The organism is Klebsiella sp. 141161 (genome assembly GCF_050600815.1).
Classification (GTDB): domain Bacteria; phylum Pseudomonadota; class Gammaproteobacteria; order Enterobacterales; family Enterobacteriaceae; genus Klebsiella; species Klebsiella aerogenes.
Genome location: NZ_JAQIRN010000001.1, coordinates 648164 through 663721, shown reverse-complemented (window position 1 = coordinate 663721; position 15558 = coordinate 648164). Strand labels below are relative to the sequence as shown.

The window sequence follows — 15558 nt, the reverse complement described above, 5'->3', positions numbered from 1 at the left end:
GGGTGAAATCTCGGGCAGAGAGATGACTTCTGATAAATATTCAGGATAATTTATCAATCTTAAGGAATTAGCCCCGCGGCTGCCTGCACCATAAAGGAATCCATATGGTTAATCGGATATCGATCCTGTCATCTGTCGACAGCTCCTCGTTATTATTCTGGAAATTCAGCGGGCAGGAGAAACTGTCCGAACCTTTCCACTTTCAGGTCGATTTACTCAGCCAGGATTTTGCTATCGACCGTCAGGCCATGCTCGGCAAAAACATGACGGTGGCGGTTCCCGGCCAATGGGGACAGGAGCGTTATCTTTCCGGCAAAATCACCGCCGTAACCGTGCGCGCCGAAGATCTTGGCGAGACGCGCTACGCCGTCTATCAGACCACGCTGGAACCCGATTTCTGGCCGATGATGCGCGACCGCAACTTCCGTATTTTCCAGCAGCAGCGGGTACCGGATATCGTGGCCAAACTGTTTAGCGAGCATAACGTTAAGTTTGAGGACAAACTTACGCGTAGCTACCGGCAGTGGGATTATTGTGTACAGTACGCGGAAAGCAGCTTCCATTTCATCAGCCGTTTGCTGGAGCTGGAAGGTATTAGCTATCTGTTCCGCCACGATAAAGACGGCCATACCCTGGTGCTGATGGATGACTATCAGCAGGCTGAATCCTTCCCCGGTTATGAAACTATTCCCTGGCATGCGCAGCCGGGCGGCGGCGCGGTCGGCGAAGAGGGCATCAGCCAGCTGATGGCGAGCCACGTCGTCACGCCGGGGCTTTACAGCACCGATGACTATGATTTTCGCAAGCCCCACGCCTGGATGCTGCAAACGCTGCAGAATCCGGTCTCGCCGACACCGGGCAAAATCGACGTTTACGACTGGCCGGGGCGCTTTATGGAGCACGGCGACGGCGAAGCCTACGCCCGTATTCGTCAGCAGTCCTGGCAGGCCGAACAGCAGCAAACTCAGGGTATCGCCACCGCGACCGGTATCGTCCCGGGACACACGTTTACCCTGACGCATGCGCCTAACATGGCTGATAACGCTAAATGGCTGGTGGTGGGCGCCCGCTATGATTTTGAAGAGAATCAGTATGCCTCCGGCGGCGGAAATACCGCGCAGCACCGCATCACATTCACCGTTATTCCCGCCGCGACGCCATTTGTCCCCGCGTCAAGGACCGACTGGCCGCGCACCTACGGGCCGCAAACCGCCCGCGTGGTAGGGCCGAAAGGAGAATCGATCTGGACCGATAAATATGGCCGGATTAAGGTGAAATTCCACTGGGACCGCGAAAGCCAGGGCGATGAAAATAGCTCCTGTTGGGTGCGCGTTTCCAGCGCCTGGGCCGGCCAGGGTTACGGCGGGGTGCAGATCCCACGCGTCGGTGATGAAGTGGTGGTGGACTTTATTAACGGCGAGCCGGACCGGCCGATTGTCATTGGCCGCGTCTATAACGAAGCCAGTATGCCGCCGTGGGCGCTACCGGCTGCAGCCACGCAAATGGGCTTTATGAGCCGTTCAAAGGATGGTTCGCCGGACAACGCCAACGCCCTGCGTTTTGAAGATAAACCCGGCGAAGAGCAGCTCTGGCTGCACGCTGAGCGCAACATGGATACTGAAGTCGAAAACGACGAGACCCATGATGTCGGCAATAACCGCACCAAAACCGTCGGCAAAGACGAAACCAGCCATATCAAACAGAACCGCACCCGCACTGTGGATGGCAATGAAAGCGTTACCGTCGGCAAAGATCGTAGCAAAACCATCAATGGTAATGAAACCACCACCGTTGAGCAGAACCGTACCGAAAGCGTGAAGGGGAATGAGACCCTAAGCGTTGAGCAGAACCGCGATGAAACCATCAGCGGCAACCATACCACCACGGTGAAAAGCGACCATACCGCGACCGTCGAAGGCAAGCAGTCACTGACGGTAGTACAGGATCGCACCCGTCAGGTACAGGGTAACGAAAGCGTCAGCGTCCAGCAAAATCGTAACGTGCAGGTCACCGGCAATCAGACGCTGGGAGTGACCGGCAATCACGATATTTCCGTGACCGGTAAGCAAACGCAGACCATCACCAGTAAGCAAGAGGTGACGATCGGCGCCGGGCGTACCCTGAGCATCACCGGCGGTGATACCCGCTTTACGCAAGGGAGCGTAACCGACAGCGCTACCGATACCGTACATATCAACGTGGGCGAAAGCGGCATTCTGATAAGTAACGGCAGCGTGGAGATTACCGCTGGCGGGTCGACGATCACCATTAACGCCGCTGGCGTGATGGTGAATGGTAAAAAGATTGAGCTCAATGCCTGACAGGGAAAGGGAATGAACGCGGCGAAGAATCCGACCGAAAAAGTAATGAGCGAGCTTGAGCTTAGCTGGCTGGACGCCAGCGAGCAGGCGGAGCAGATCCGCTTATTTATCTGGCGGACGCCTGCCGGCGGCGAGTCGCTGCTTGATGGTTTTATCGCGCTGCAGCAGCACCCCGAAGGGCGCTCGCTGCCGGATCTGCTGCTGGGGCTAACCACGCCGTTTGAGACCGGCTATGGCTACAGCGAGGCGCTCGGGCGCGAGTTTGTGGAACACTACGAAGCGACGCCGGATGCCGCTATATGGGATGCCGAACGCTTTCTCCCAACCTATAGCCCGGCGCAGTTGCGGCAGATGCTGCAGGATTTTGCGACGACATTTCATGACGATTTACGTTATCTGGTGTTGGTGCTGAAACCCTCCGCCGTCAGCGATGAAAAGGCGTTGAACCGCTGGTTGAACGGCTGGCTGGCGCAGGAGGCGTGCAACGCCAGACTGTTACTTATCGACACGCTTGAGCAACCGATTTGGCAGCCGCTGTATGAGGCGCATCCACGCAGGGTACGGCTGCTGACCGATGACGTCGACAGTATGAAAGTGATGCATCAAACCGCGCGCGGGCAGAGCGATCCGAATCCCGATCGCCTGTTGTTTCGCCGCTATCTGGCTGATGCCATGCTGCTGCTGGAAAAAGGCAGCGCCGCGCAGGTGGCCGCGCGCGGCGGTATGGCGCTCGGCGTCGCCCAGCGCTGCGGTTGGGCCGACCAGCAGGCGATGATGCATAACCTGATCGCCGGCGGTTGGTTGAAAGGTAACGATCATCAACGGGCCGTCGATCACTACCGCCAGGCGCAAACCATCAGCGGCGAAATTGCCGACCCGGCGCTTAAAGGGCAATTGCGTACCCAAAGCACTTTTGGCGAGGCCGGCGCCTGGTTCGCGCGCAAAGAGTATCTCCAGGCGGCGAAAGGCTATCGCCGGGCGGCGGGCGAAGCGCAAACCATTCCACACCCGGTATTTGCCGTGGAAGGCTGGCGGATGTCCGGTTTTTGTCTCAACCTCGCCGGGCACCGGGCAAAAGCGATGGAGGAGTATGCCCACGCTATCCAGGCGGCGGAGCCGATCCCACGCCAGGAGCGCGCCCAGACTACGCTGCCGCTGGCATTTCAGGATCTGCTGCGCATCCATGATAAACGGCGGACCGAAGCGCTTGAGGCCTGCGCGACGCGCTGGCAAAGCGAAAAACAGCGCTTAATCCAGCAGGCGGAAGACCGCTTGCCGCGGGAACCCGTCGTCGAACAGGTAAAACGCGTGGACCGACAGTTACAGCTACAGCTGGAAGCCGCGTTCGCGCTGATCCGCGAAGCGCGGGAAAAACTGATCCGCGGCGGCGATGACAGCTTTCGTCGCGTGATCCGCCTGGCGCGGGAGACGCTGCATCCGCACTGGAACGGCCTGCCGGAGATCGCCCACCCCTTTGATGCCCCGCCGGGTGAATGGCAAAGCCTGCCTGCCTGGGGAAATACCGATGCATCATCCACTGAAACTGCAGGGAGCAACCCGCTATGAAGACCCGGATTATTATTATTGTTGCCGTGACGCTGCTGGCAATCCTGTTTTTAAGCTTCTCGGACGGCGGTTTCGCCACCGAAGTGCGTACCTTCCTGCGCGCGCTGCTGCGCGCCATGTTCTGAGGCGCGTCTGATGCATTCCGGCGCTCACTTCGACCCGCAGCTTGGCCTGGATATCCATACTTATCCCTGGCCGCTGCCGACGCCGCATATTGGCATCGTTTTCGACGTGTTTGATTATCTGCCGCTGCTGGGGACTACCGTGCACGTCAACAGCATCAAACGCGCCAGCGCGGGGACCGGCGGTATTGCGGTACATATCCCGGTCGGCGGGGTGTGGGTGCCGCCGCTGCGCGCGCCTGGCGGCCCGCAGATGGAAGACGAGCTGTTTATGGGCAGTAAAACCGTCGCCGTCGACGGCGAGCCGTTTTCCCGCATCGGCATGCCGGTACTGAGCTGTAACATCCTCGGAATGGTGCCGCCGTTCCGCCTGAAGCGGCTGAGTAAACCAAAGCCGCTCTCGCTGACGCTGCCGCTGACGTTTAACCTCGCGATTCCCAACAATGTGATTGTCGGCGGGCCGCCAACCATCAACCTGATGGCGCTGCTGATGCGCGCCGGGTTAAGCGGGTTGGGCAAGGGGTTGAAGAAAGTTAAAAAAACGCCGCAGTGGCGGCTGTTTATGCGGCGGTTTAAAAAGCTGCGCCAGAAGCTGTTTCGCAACATGGATCCCGGCGTCCTGAAATGTCGGGTGCTACGCGCCGAACCGGTTGATATCCGCGACGGTAGCGTGAGCCTGGAGCATGAGGATTTTCTGTTACCCGGACGCCTGCCGCTGGCGTGGACGCGAAGCTACTCGTCGGCGGATCTCGATGAAGAAGGGCTGTGCGGTTACGGCTGGTCAACCCCGGCGGACACCCGCCTTGAAATACTGGCCGATGAAGGCGTCGCGGTGTTGACCCAGCCGGAAGGGATGACGCTGTTTGCGGCGCTGCCGCAGTCCGACGGCCGCGAGCAGGGTATTGTCGGCCTGCCGGACGGCAGCCGCCTGTGGCGGGAAACCCGCAATGGCGAATGCTTCTGGCATGTTGAGCAGGAAGGGAGCGCGCGGCTGCAGTTTCGCGGTAAACGCGGGCCGCTGGCGATTTACCGGCTGGCGGACCGTAACGGTAACGGCTGGCAGTTCGACTGGCAGGGGCGCGAGCTTGAGCGTATTCGCGAGTTCAGCACGCGCGGCATGAGCGGCAGGGAGATCCTCGTCACCTGGCAGGATGGCCGCCTGCGGGCGCTACGCCTGCGCAACGCGCTGGATGACGAGATCACGCCGCTGACCCGCTATGAATACGATAGCGATAATCAGTTGAGCGCGGAGATCGATGCGCTTTCGCATCCGCGGCGCTTCTACTATCAACAGCGCCATATGACCAGCCATGTCGACCGTAACGGCCAGGGCTTCCACTACCAGTTCAATGACGAGTGGCGGGTGGTCCACGCCTGGGGCGACGGCGGCGTATGGGATTACCATTTCGCCTGGCACGACTTGCTCAACGAAGTGGAAATCACCGATTCCAACGGCCATGTAACGTCTGTCAGCTTTGATGATAACGGCCTGCCGGTTTCGGAGATCGATCCGACCGGCGGCAATACCGTCTTCCACTACGATGATTTTGGCCGCACCGTCGAACTCATTGAGCCGGACGGCAGCGCGCGTCGCTGGGAGTATGATGAACAGGGGCGAATGATCGCCGAACATCTGCCGGACGGTAGCCAGATTCAGGCGGCCTACAATGAAGACGGCGATGTGCTGGCGCTGATTGATGAGAAAGGCGCCTGCTGGCGTTCGGACTATGACGAATGCGGCAACCTGCTGGCGGGAACGGACCCTACCGGCGTCACCTCGCGCTATCAGTATGATGAGTACGGGCAGCTGAGCGCGGCGGACGTGCCGGGTTCCGGGCAGAGTCGCTATCGCTATGATCGGTTTGGTTTTTTGCAGGCGCTGAGCCAGGCCGGCGCGGGAACCACTCAACTGCGGCATTCCGCGCGCGGCACCCTGCTGGAGCGTATTGACGCCAGCGGCGGCAGCAGCCGTTTCCACTGGGACAGCAAGGATCGGCTGGTGGCGATGGTCAATCCGCAGGGCGGCGAAATTCGCGTCGCTTACGACCGGGAAGATTCACCGCTTCACTTCACCGATGAAGCCGGCCAGATAACCCGTTTTCGTTATAACCGCACCGGAATGCTGGCCGCCTGCGAGACGCCGGATGGCGCGACGCTTGGCTATCAGTACGACCTGGAAGATCGCCTGCTGGCGGTGATCAACCAGAACGGTCAGCGCTGGCAGCTGGACCGCGACGCGCTGGGGCGCATCGCCGCGGAGACCGATTACTGGGGACAGGTAACCCGTTATGGCTGGGATAAAGGCAACCGGCTGATCAGCCGTGAGGATCCGCTGGGGCGGCTGGTGCGCTACGGTTACGACCGAGGTGGGCGGCTAAGCGAGCGGCGCAGCGGCGATACCCTGCAGGCGAAGTATCATTACGATCCCTGCGGGCGGATGGTGCTGTGTGAGAATCCGTGGCGGCGGCTGGCGTGGCGCTATGATGACGCCGGGCGGGTGCTGCTGGAGGAGCAGGACGGTTTTCAGCTGCATTATGGCTATAACGAGCGCGGCCTGCTGGTCTCCCGGCGCAGCGACAGCGGTCATCAGGTGCGTTACGCCATGGATGAGTATGACCGGCTGAGCCAGATCCAGCTGAATGACGATGCGCCGATCGTGCTGGGTTACGATGAGGCCGGGCGGCGGGTCAGCGAGCAGCTGTCGGCAGAGGTGACGCGTCATTTCACCTACGACCGGCTCGGCCAGCTGACGTCGCAGCAGGTGTTGCAGAATGATTTACCGCTGTTCGCCAGCGGTTTCAGCTGGGATCGGTTGGGTAACCTGACCCGGCGCGATGACAGCCTGTGGGGCAGCGATCGTTACGCTTACGATCCGGTGGGGCGCTTGACGGCCCATACCGCGCCGGACGGTACGCTGCGGCAGTTTGTGCAGGATGCGGCGGGCAGCCACCTGCAGACGCAGACCCGGGCGGTGAATGAGAGCGCCGGGGGCTGGTTCCGCGAGGGGCAGCAGCGCGGGGTGCGTTATGTATTCGATCGCGCGGGCGAGCTGCGACAGCGGCGCGATGTCCGGCATAACGGCGAGAAAGAGGATTTCAGCTGGGACGATAACCGCCAGCTGGTGGCGGTGCGCAAGGGCGAGCGGCTGGTGCGTTACGGCTATGACGGGCTGGGGCGCCGGGTGTTCAAGCAGACGGCGGAAGAGACGCGCTGGTTCTACTGGCAGGGCGACGCGCTGGCGGGGGAAACGGTCACTATCACCCGCGAACCGCTGGCGGCACAGAGCATTTTTGATACCGGCAGCCGGCTGCAGCGGCAGAAAGCGCAGGAAACGCTGTTCAGCAGTATGCGCGAGTACGTGTACTATCCGGGAAGTTTTCAGCCGCTGGCGCTGCTGACGCAGGAAGCGGGCAGGAAGGAGAGCTGGCACTATCATTGTGACCCGAACGGCGCGCCGGTGCGCCTGACGTCATTACAGGGCGAGATAGTGTGGTCAGAGAAGACGGGGGTATGGGGAGAGAAAGGGAAGATCTACGCCGATCGTATCAGCAACCCGCTGCGTTTCCAGGGACAGTATTTTGACGCTGAAACGGGGCTGCACTATAATCGGCATCGTTACTATGATCCTGAAATTGCGGGATTTATTAGTCAGGATCCGATTGGATTAGCCGGTGGGCTGAATGTTTATCAGTATGCGCCGAACCCGCTGGGATGGGTGGATCCGTGGGGGCTGAGTTGTTCAAGTGATGCAAGAGCTCTTCGAGCGAATATGGTTGCGGCAGGAAAAAGTGAGCCAAGTTTTAAAAATTCAGCACATCATATTGTTATGTCAAATTCTAAAGATCAGAGGATGGTCGCTTTGCAGAACCAAATGAGTAAATTAGGAATAGATATCAACACTGCGGAAAACGGTATATTTTTACCTTCAAATAGTAAAGTGATTGTGCCAGCAGGAAACAAATTGCCAAATCATGCTAGCATTCATACTAATGCTTATAAGCAGAAAGTATATGATCGTTTAAGTATAAAGAACAATAGTGGTGATTTTATATCCGAACTAAATAAAATCAATGCTGAAATTGCTAATGGTACATTTTAATTTTACGGTGATGATAAATGATTATATTGAAAGATTTAGAAGATAAATTTAATAAGATTAATTCCGATAGTGAAAACTATATTATATCATATAGTGATAGTGTTAGACTCAACGAAACTAAAGTAGTAGTTAGCAAAGGTGCATTATATAATCTTCGACCCTATGAAATCGAACGGGCTGGATTTAAGATAGGTAAGAAACTTAATAAATTACCTGCAAATGTAAAAAATACACACATCTATCACTTTGATAGCCTGGAACGTATATCGTTAATAGAAATATTTGGACAGACATCAAATATAATTAACAAAGAGTTTTGTATTTATGAAGGTGATAACTTAGAAAGGATTTATTTTACCAGTGCCGGTATGCTGCGAAACATCTCTTTGTCAGTATACAATGATGGATTGATTGAAAAAGATTTCAATTGGGGGATGTATGGGTGCAGTGTATCTGATTATGTTTATGAAGACTCTATTCTTAAGAAAATATATGTTCAGCAAAAAGAACATGCAGAATCATCTTTTACAGAATTTGAAGTTGTATTTTCGTATAAAAATGCGATCATCGATACCATTAAAAATGTATTTCCTAATGGTTATGAAGAACAACGTTATCCTGCACGCTGAATTAGCTAATTAAATAACAGCCTGTGGGGCAGCGCTCGTTACGCTTACGATCCGGTGGGGCGTTTGACGGCCCATACCGCGCCGGACGGTACGCTGCGGCAGCGGCGCGATGTCCGGCATAACGGCGAGAAAGAGGATTTTAGCTGGGACGATAACCGCTAGCTGGTGGCGGTGCGCAAGGGCGAGCGCCTGGTGCGCTACGGTTACGACGGGCTGGGGCGCCGGGTGTTCAAGCAGACGGCGGAAGAGACGCGCTGGTTCTACTGGCAGGGCGACGCGCTGGCGGGGGAAACGGTAACCGTCACCCGCGAACCGCTGGCGGCACAGAACATTTTTGATACCGGCAGCCGGGTGTAGGGCGGTGGTAAGTTAGATGGTGCAACAGGCAATCCGAAATCAGCCAGAGTACGTAGAACAGGAGGGAGATGCTAATGAAAGAACTCGAGTATATAAAGCCATATAGCTTAAAAGAATTAATTACGAAAATTGTTCATCAGGGATACACAAAAGACAATTTTTGCCTTTACACAAAGGAATATGAAGCTGTTGCTACCCCCGAACTTGTTTGCTATCTGGATCGTTATCCTGAAGTTAGTGATGATGAAGAAATTTATCCTGAATACGTTGAGCAAAATGAATTGGAGTTGTTTTTTTACGGCGATCAGTTTATGGATGTTCTCAAAAGTGCACTGAATCAAAAATCAAATGCGACGGTGGATGAGTTTATTTCAGGATTAAATTATTATATGGAAAACGATGCATTTATTACTTTTTTCATATACTAAATCAACTTATAGCACTCTGTTGGATTTTTCCACATAGGGTGCTTTCCATTTTACATTAGCAGCCGGTTACAACAATACAAAGTGTAGGCAGCGCTGTTCGGCAGTGTTCAAGAATAAGTACTCCAGACCGTATCCGCTGCGTTTTCAGGGCCAGTATTTTGACGCTGAACGGCTGTCTAATCTCACTTATCTCTCTCGCGGCGTCCCCTTCTTACTACTGTACATCGCTTTATCCGCACTGTTCAGCAATGTATCGGCATCTGCGGCATCGTGAGGGAAAAGCGCAATGCCGATGCTGCCGGAAATCGTAATAACATGCTCGTGGATCAAAAATGACTGAGTCAACGCATTGCTGATTTTTTCCGCCGTTTGTCGGGGGAGCGGATCGTTTGCCTTTAAACCGGGGAGCAGGGCGATAAACTCATCGCCGCCGAGGCGGGCCACCGTATCACCTTCTCGTAAAACGCTTTGTAGACGGAACGCCACTAGCCGCAGCAGTTCGTCACCCACGGCGTGGCCGTAAACGTCATTCACCGGCTTAAAGCGGTCGAGATCGATAAAGAGCAGCGCTACTTCTGTCTCATTGGCGATGGCCTGCGTAATCGCCAGCTCCAGGCGATTAACCAACAGCCTGCGGTTTGGCAATCCGGTCAGCGCGTCGAAGTTGGCGTGCAACCAGACCACCTGCTCCCGCTGTTTACGGTCGGTGATATCGCGAATAAACGCGGAGAAAATCTGCTTGCCTGATTGTTGATGCGGCCAGATCGACAGCTCGATAGGGAACTTGCCTTTAGTTCGATGCAGGGCGGTAATTTCGATGGTGCGATTAAGGATATTCGACGGCTGAGCCGCCTGAAAGCGCATTAAACCACGTGCGTGCTGCTCGCGAAACTCTTCCGGCACGATCATCTCGCCCAGGTTGTTGCCGATTGCCTCCCCTGCGGACCAGCCGAACATTCTTTCCGCAGCCTGGTTCCAGTTAATCACCACGCCGACATGATTGATGGTAATCACCGCATCTTGTGCGGTTTCAACCAGCTGCCGATGGTTCTCCTCGCTTTCGGCCAGCGCTCGCTGCATCGACTCAATCTCGCTGATGCTTTCCTGCAGCTCACGATGCATTTCCGCAAGCGAAAGCGAGAAAAAGCGAATACGCTCCTCTACGGACATATTTTTCATTTCGGCGTACAGATCGCTGGCGCTACGTGGTGGCATAAGGCGTTCCTGATGGGTCGAAGAGAATATTCAGCCAATTTAACAATAAGTGTAGTTAAAAAAAGATCGGCTGCTGACATCTCAGCTATTTTATCTATTAAATAAAATCTATTGTAAATTTGTCCAGATTTAAATTTAACGCTTAGTTACAGATGGATCATATTTCGGAGGTAATAATCCGCACTCTTTATAAAGCGTATTAAGGACAATTTATCGTGAATACTTTCTTGCGTAACACCCTGGCCGCCGTAGTGATGACTGCGGGTCTTTCCGTCGCCGCTCAGGCCGCGACGACAGCCGAAGTGCCGCCGTTATCCCAGGACCCGGTGGTGCAACATCTCAAGCTGAGCAACGATCAGGTCAGCAAAATTCAGGCCCTGCGTCAGGAGCTGGAAACAAACCTCAAAAATATCAAAATTGGTGGTTACCAGGATGGCGCGCTGGTTGACGTAATTCAGTCCGGTAAATGGGACGATGCGAAAGTAAAACAGCAGCTAGCCGCTTTTGCGCAATTGGATCAGCAGACGCGTTATTACCGCGTGAAATATTACTTCGGCATTAATCAGGTGCTGACGGCTGAACAGCGCGAGCAGGTAAAAAAAGATCTGCAGCAGGCACTCAACTAAGCGATGTCCTAATGCTCCGCAGCCCGGCGGAGCATTGATAGTTGACTTTCCGCAATGAAAAGACAAGGGTGTCATCATGAAGAAGTTTCTCTTTATTGCGCTGGGAATGGCCGCGTTGTTTAGCCAGGCTGGCGTCGCCGGGACTAAAACGTTGGTTGATTATGGCGTCGTACAGGAAAGCCATATTATTAGCACTCCGCATCAGCGCCAGCCGCTTCGCACGCTGGCGGCAGGAACGCTGGGCGGCGTGGTCGGCCATCAGTTCGGCAACGGCAAAGGGCAGACGGCGATGACCGCCGCAGGCGCTCTGGCCGGTGCTGGCGCCTCTCGCTATCACCAGGATCGGCAGCAGGGCGCTCAGCAGGTCGAACTGTTAATCAAAACCAGTAGCGGTCAGGTGATACAGGTGCTACAGGGTTACGACGGTCGGCTTATCTTCAATAAGGGAGATAAGGTGCGCATCCTGACGTCGGGAAATGATACCCGGGTGGACAAATCGGTGTAATGCGCCAAACGGGAGCGGATACACTCCCGTTTGGGGTGACATGTTATGCCGATTTCAGCATATCAAAGCGGATAATTCGCGAGCGTCCCAGCTCTTTCGCCCGATACAATGCGGCATCTGCGGCACGTAGCAGGCTGTCGCTTTGTGCGTGTTGCGGATAGCTGGCGATACCGATAGAGACATTCACTTGGCCTATATCCGTCAGCCCGCAGCGTAAGGTCATATTTCTCACGTTGTTGTAGATTTCAGTCGCGCAGGTTTCCGCTCTGGCCTCATCGCTGCCGGAAAGCAGCACCAAAAACTCTTCGCCGCCATAGCGGAATGCCATGCCAATATCGCGAACCGCGCGCTGGATGATCGCCGCGACGTTTTTAATCACCAGATCGCCCGCCTCATGGCCGTAATTATCGTTAACCGCCTTAAAGTGATCGATATCAATCATCAGGCAGCTCAGCGGGCTGTTGTTGCGTACCGCCAGATTCATCTGCGTATGCAGCGCTTCCTCAAGATGATGGCGGTTTCGCAACCCGGTCAGAGAATCAAACAACGCTTTTTCCAGCAGAGCGTTGCGCAGACGCTGATTGGACAACGCCAGACCCAGCGCTTCCGCCATGAGTTCAAGATAGGCGCGGGAAGGGGCTGTCTCACTGGTGACATTACGGAAAGAGAGCAGGCCAATGGCTTCACCCTGCGCGATCAGTGGAACGCATAATGATTGCTCGTTGCATTCTTGCGGCAGATGATAGCAGGCGATGTCCGGTTCGCCGTTAACCGGCGGATGGCTGAGGCCTCGGCGTACTGCCCAGCAGTTATCGGGATAAAACACGGCCTCCTCGTCAGGTGGCGAAAGCCACTGCGCGACGCAGCGCATCTGCCAGGGATCGGTATCCAGAATATACAGCCGGCCAGGAACGTCAGGCGCGATATTGGGGGCGAAAAGTTCAGCGACCTTCACCACATCCTCAAATGACTCACATCCCTGCAAGCGTTGAGTCATGCGCGCCAGCAGTTCACGAACGGCCCAGTCGGCATCGCGTTGTTGTTCAAGGCGCTGGCGGGCAAGGCCATTTTCGCGAAAGATGCGGATCGCCTGCGCCATATCGCCAATTTCATCGATCTGTTTGAAGTGCGGTGGTTCGACGGCATAATCCTGCGATGCCAGACGTTGTACCACATCGCTGAGTCGTACCACAGGGGTGAGCACCCGGCGTTTGAGAATAAAGCCGAGAACAAATAAAAACATCAAGGCGGTCAGGCCAACCATCGCTTCCGAAAGCGTCCGCCAGAGGCGTGATTTTTCAGTCGCTTGCTGCATGGCGTTGTTCGTTCGGCCTTCCAGCAGCAGGCGGAAATGATCGATTTGCGTTTGCACACGCTCCAACTCCTGCTCATAAGGCTTACCGTAAACCTGCAAAATAGCCTCTTTCTCTTCGCCGCGAGCGACGCGATCGATGGCGGTCTGCTGTTCATCTTGTAATTCATCGGCAATACGCAGACCGTCGCGCAACAGCGCCAGCTCCTGCTGGCTGGCGCCAATGTCTTTTAGTTTAAGCAACCGATTTTCAATTGATTTGAGAGTTTGGATCTGCTGACGATACTGTTGCAGCGTCTCTGGTTGTTTTTCGATGACGTACAGTCGCGCGAGGTCTGAAAGCTCCCACGCGTCGCTTTCTATCTCATCGGCAAGACGAACGAACGTATCCCGTTGTTGTACTGCCTGGCGTTCAGCGCGATCGGCGCCGGAAGCCATTAGCATCGCAATACCGGATGCAATGGTCAGGCCTACGGTGATCCCGTAGGCCCAGTTAGTCATGGTGGCGATTCTCACCGAGTATTTCCTTGCAGGCAGATGAATGAGCGATTCGTATTTTTATTATAGAACCACGCCGCCAATCAGAAGATTCAAAGGCGCGGTATGCGGGTGACGAGGTGATGTAGCGCCTGGGCATGCTGGCGCAAAACAAGATACACATCGTTATCCAGAGCGCCATTTATAACATCAGCTTCGATAAGATGTAACGCCTCTTGATACGGCATTCCGAGCCGATAAGGGCGATCCTCAACGAGCGCGGTAAAGATATCCGCAACGGCGATAATTCTGTCTGGAAGGTGTAAATAACGATGATTTAAATGAAGTGGATAGCCGCTGCCATCGAGTTTTTCATGGTGATTAGCGGCCCAATCGATGATTTCCGCCAGATCGGTGAAATCCCGTAATATTTCACCGGTCATATAGCTATGTTCGCGGATCAATAGCGCTTCGTCATCGCTAAGTTCAGCCTGTTTTTCGAGGATCGCCAGTGGAATATATATTTTGCCGATATCATGCAAATAGCCGGCAATTTCAATTTTGCGGCATACCAGCGGCGGTAAATTCATATAGACGGCGAGGGCATAAGAAATTTCGCCAACCATAATGCTGTGGCTGGCGGTGAAACTACTGTAAGTATCGACAATTTTCGCGATCAGCAAACAAATATCTTTCAGACCATCGATGTCAATAAATACGTCATTAATCGGTCCCACAATTTCCAGCAGCCGCTGAATATGTTCTGCTTGCATATGGCGCCAGAAGGTAGGGTGTTGCGCCAGTTCACACAGGGTATCGCACAGTGGCGGATCGATATCGCGATAGTCATCGACAAAGCGGGCGATGAGCGCTTTTTGTTGGTCCGGGGCAACGACGCCTTGCGTAGGAAGGAGCCGTTCAAAGCAGTCCGCAAAATAGACGATATGTTGCTCCAGATTACCTTTGCGAATAGGGCTAAAGTGGTGATCGCCAATAATGGGGCTGATAAGAGTAAAAGTATCCAGGCCGGCAAGCATCTGTACGCCGCGGATTTGGTGTGGGTCATAAAGATTATCTATCGCATTCAGTGAGTCAATGCGCCGCTTATCGCCAAGTACGCCGATATCATGCAGCAGCGCGGCCAGAAAAACGGTTTTTTGCTGGGGCGCTGGAAGATCCAACGCCAGTGATAATTTGTAGCTTATCAGCGCCGTGCGCTGTAAATGCAGATCCAGCCTCGGGTTGATGGCATTAATGACGCGCGTGATCAGCATTAAAGCCGACTTTAAGGCAATACGCATTTTTTTCTCCGTCCATGCAATCCGCTGTTGCCGTTAATCCTGCGGCATCCGAAAGTGCGCTCAAATGCCTCCCGGACGCGGCGCGAGTGAAGCGACGCATAACTGAGGCTTCATCCACGCTCCGTAAACAATTCATTTTAGCTCACATAGTCGCTTTCATTCTGGTAATCACATGATGAATCACTTCACAGTTTGATTCATATCTAGTTGCGGTGAGAAGTGATGGCTTTTACATCACCTTTCAGGAGACGGTAAGCGCGGACTGGACAATGTCCAAATCCGCGATAATGTTTTGTCAGTCTCAATTTTGTGAGATGGCATCGGCAATGCCGCTTTATTGCCTGGAGTGCATCGAAGAGTAATCAAGAGGGGATGAGGTCGATATTCCTGCGAACGTGACTACTAGCTGCAACGCTATACTTTTGTCAGTATTTATCAGTAAGCATAAATAATCCTGTTCTTATTTATATTTATTAATTACTAACATTTTAATCGGCCAGCGCGGTATGTGAATATTATTATCTACAGTGATTGTTTATATTGAACGCATTTGAGGTATGTATGTTTTTTGGTCGTTACTGTTCGGGGCTTGATGCGCTG

11 protein-coding genes and 1 pseudogene are annotated in these 15558 nt (G+C 54.4%); 9 read left to right on the top strand and 3 right to left on the bottom strand.

Annotation, left to right across the window (positions count from 1 at the left end):
- Positions 1-104 precede the first annotated feature (104 nt).
- From PGR79_RS03185 to PGR79_RS03155, 7 genes and pseudogenes are all read left to right on the top strand, one after another.
- The gene (locus PGR79_RS03185) at positions 105-2321 is read left to right on the top strand and encodes a type VI secretion system Vgr family protein (RefSeq protein WP_308958759.1); all 2217 of its coding nucleotides are present in this window, start codon (positions 105-107) and stop codon (positions 2319-2321) included.
- 12 nt (positions 2322-2333) lie between these two features.
- A complete protein-coding gene (locus tag PGR79_RS03180; RefSeq protein WP_430921042.1) occupies positions 2334-3887 on the top strand; it encodes a hypothetical protein in 1554 nt (517 codons plus the stop codon).
- Positions 3884-4012, top strand: a complete 129-nt coding sequence (locus tag PGR79_RS03175; protein ID WP_080961905.1) for a hypothetical protein — start codon at positions 3884-3886, stop codon at positions 4010-4012. Before PGR79_RS03180 ends, PGR79_RS03175 begins: the two co-directional genes overlap by 4 nt.
- Before the next feature lie 10 nt (positions 4013-4022).
- Positions 4023-8108 (top strand): RHS repeat-associated core domain-containing protein, encoded by a 4086-nt coding sequence (locus PGR79_RS03170; RefSeq protein ID WP_113373622.1) that lies wholly within the window; start codon positions 4023-4025, stop codon positions 8106-8108.
- 17 nt (positions 8109-8125) lie between these two features.
- Positions 8126-8737, top strand: a complete 612-nt coding sequence (locus PGR79_RS03165) for a hypothetical protein (protein WP_113373623.1) — start codon at positions 8126-8128, stop codon at positions 8735-8737.
- Positions 8738-8752: 15 nt separating this feature from the next.
- Positions 8753-9091, top strand: a pseudogene (locus PGR79_RS03160) (RHS repeat protein); the annotation flags it as partial.
- 77 nt (positions 9092-9168) lie between these two features.
- The gene (locus PGR79_RS03155; protein WP_113373707.1) at positions 9169-9522 is read left to right on the top strand and encodes a DUF7716 domain-containing protein; all 354 of its coding nucleotides are present in this window, start codon (positions 9169-9171) and stop codon (positions 9520-9522) included.
- A 186-nt stretch (positions 9523-9708) separates the two neighbouring features.
- Here PGR79_RS03155 and PGR79_RS03150 read toward each other — a convergent pair whose 3' ends face one another.
- Complete coding sequence (locus PGR79_RS03150; protein WP_113373624.1) at positions 9709-10737, bottom strand: diguanylate cyclase domain-containing protein; 1029 nt, start codon at positions 10735-10737, stop codon at positions 9709-9711.
- 215 nt (positions 10738-10952) lie between these two features.
- Between PGR79_RS03150 and PGR79_RS03145 the strand changes: the two genes are divergently transcribed.
- Both PGR79_RS03145 and PGR79_RS03140 read left to right on the top strand, forming a co-directional pair.
- Complete coding sequence (locus PGR79_RS03145; RefSeq protein WP_015366126.1) at positions 10953-11363, top strand: Spy/CpxP family protein refolding chaperone; 411 nt, start codon at positions 10953-10955, stop codon at positions 11361-11363.
- A 76-nt stretch (positions 11364-11439) separates the two neighbouring features.
- Positions 11440-11868 (top strand): glycine zipper 2TM domain-containing protein, encoded by a 429-nt coding sequence (locus PGR79_RS03140; protein ID WP_015705797.1) that lies wholly within the window; start codon positions 11440-11442, stop codon positions 11866-11868.
- Positions 11869-11911: 43 nt separating this feature from the next.
- Here the strand turns inward: PGR79_RS03140 and PGR79_RS03135 are convergent, their stop codons facing one another.
- Together PGR79_RS03135 and PGR79_RS03130 are read right to left on the bottom strand one after the other, a co-directional pair.
- Entirely contained in the window at positions 11912-13696 is a 1785-nt protein-coding gene (locus tag PGR79_RS03135) for a diguanylate cyclase (RefSeq protein WP_113373625.1), read from the bottom strand.
- 74 nt (positions 13697-13770) lie between these two features.
- Positions 13771-14958 carry an HD domain-containing phosphohydrolase gene (locus PGR79_RS03130; protein ID WP_430921038.1) on the bottom strand — a complete coding sequence of 396 codons (1188 nt, stop codon included), beginning with the start codon at positions 14956-14958 and terminating at the stop codon, positions 13771-13773.
- Between the last annotated feature and the right edge of the window lie 600 nt (positions 14959-15558).

Bases quoted from the DNA above. Each gene is read 5' to 3' on its own strand.
- PGR79_RS03185 (WP_308958759.1), top strand. From the start codon at position 105: ATGGTTAATCGGATATCGATCCTGTCATCTGTCGACAGCTCCTCGTTA.
- PGR79_RS03175 (WP_080961905.1), top strand. From the start codon at position 3,884: ATGAAGACCCGGATTATTATTATTGTTGCCGTGACGCTGCTGGCAATC.
- PGR79_RS03130 (WP_430921038.1), bottom strand. From the start codon at position 14,958: ATGCGTATTGCCTTAAAGTCGGCTTTAATGCTGATCACGCGCGTCATT.
- PGR79_RS03155 (WP_113373707.1), top strand. From the start codon at position 9,169: ATGAAAGAACTCGAGTATATAAAGCCATATAGCTTAAAAGAATTAATT.
- PGR79_RS03140 (WP_015705797.1), top strand. From the start codon at position 11,440: ATGAAGAAGTTTCTCTTTATTGCGCTGGGAATGGCCGCGTTGTTTAGC.
- PGR79_RS03180 (WP_430921042.1), top strand. From the start codon at position 2,334: ATGAACGCGGCGAAGAATCCGACCGAAAAAGTAATGAGCGAGCTTGAG.
- PGR79_RS03150 (WP_113373624.1), bottom strand. From the start codon at position 10,737: ATGCCACCACGTAGCGCCAGCGATCTGTACGCCGAAATGAAAAATATG.
- PGR79_RS03170 (WP_113373622.1), top strand. From the start codon at position 4,023: ATGCATTCCGGCGCTCACTTCGACCCGCAGCTTGGCCTGGATATCCAT.
- PGR79_RS03165 (WP_113373623.1), top strand. From the start codon at position 8,126: ATGATTATATTGAAAGATTTAGAAGATAAATTTAATAAGATTAATTCC.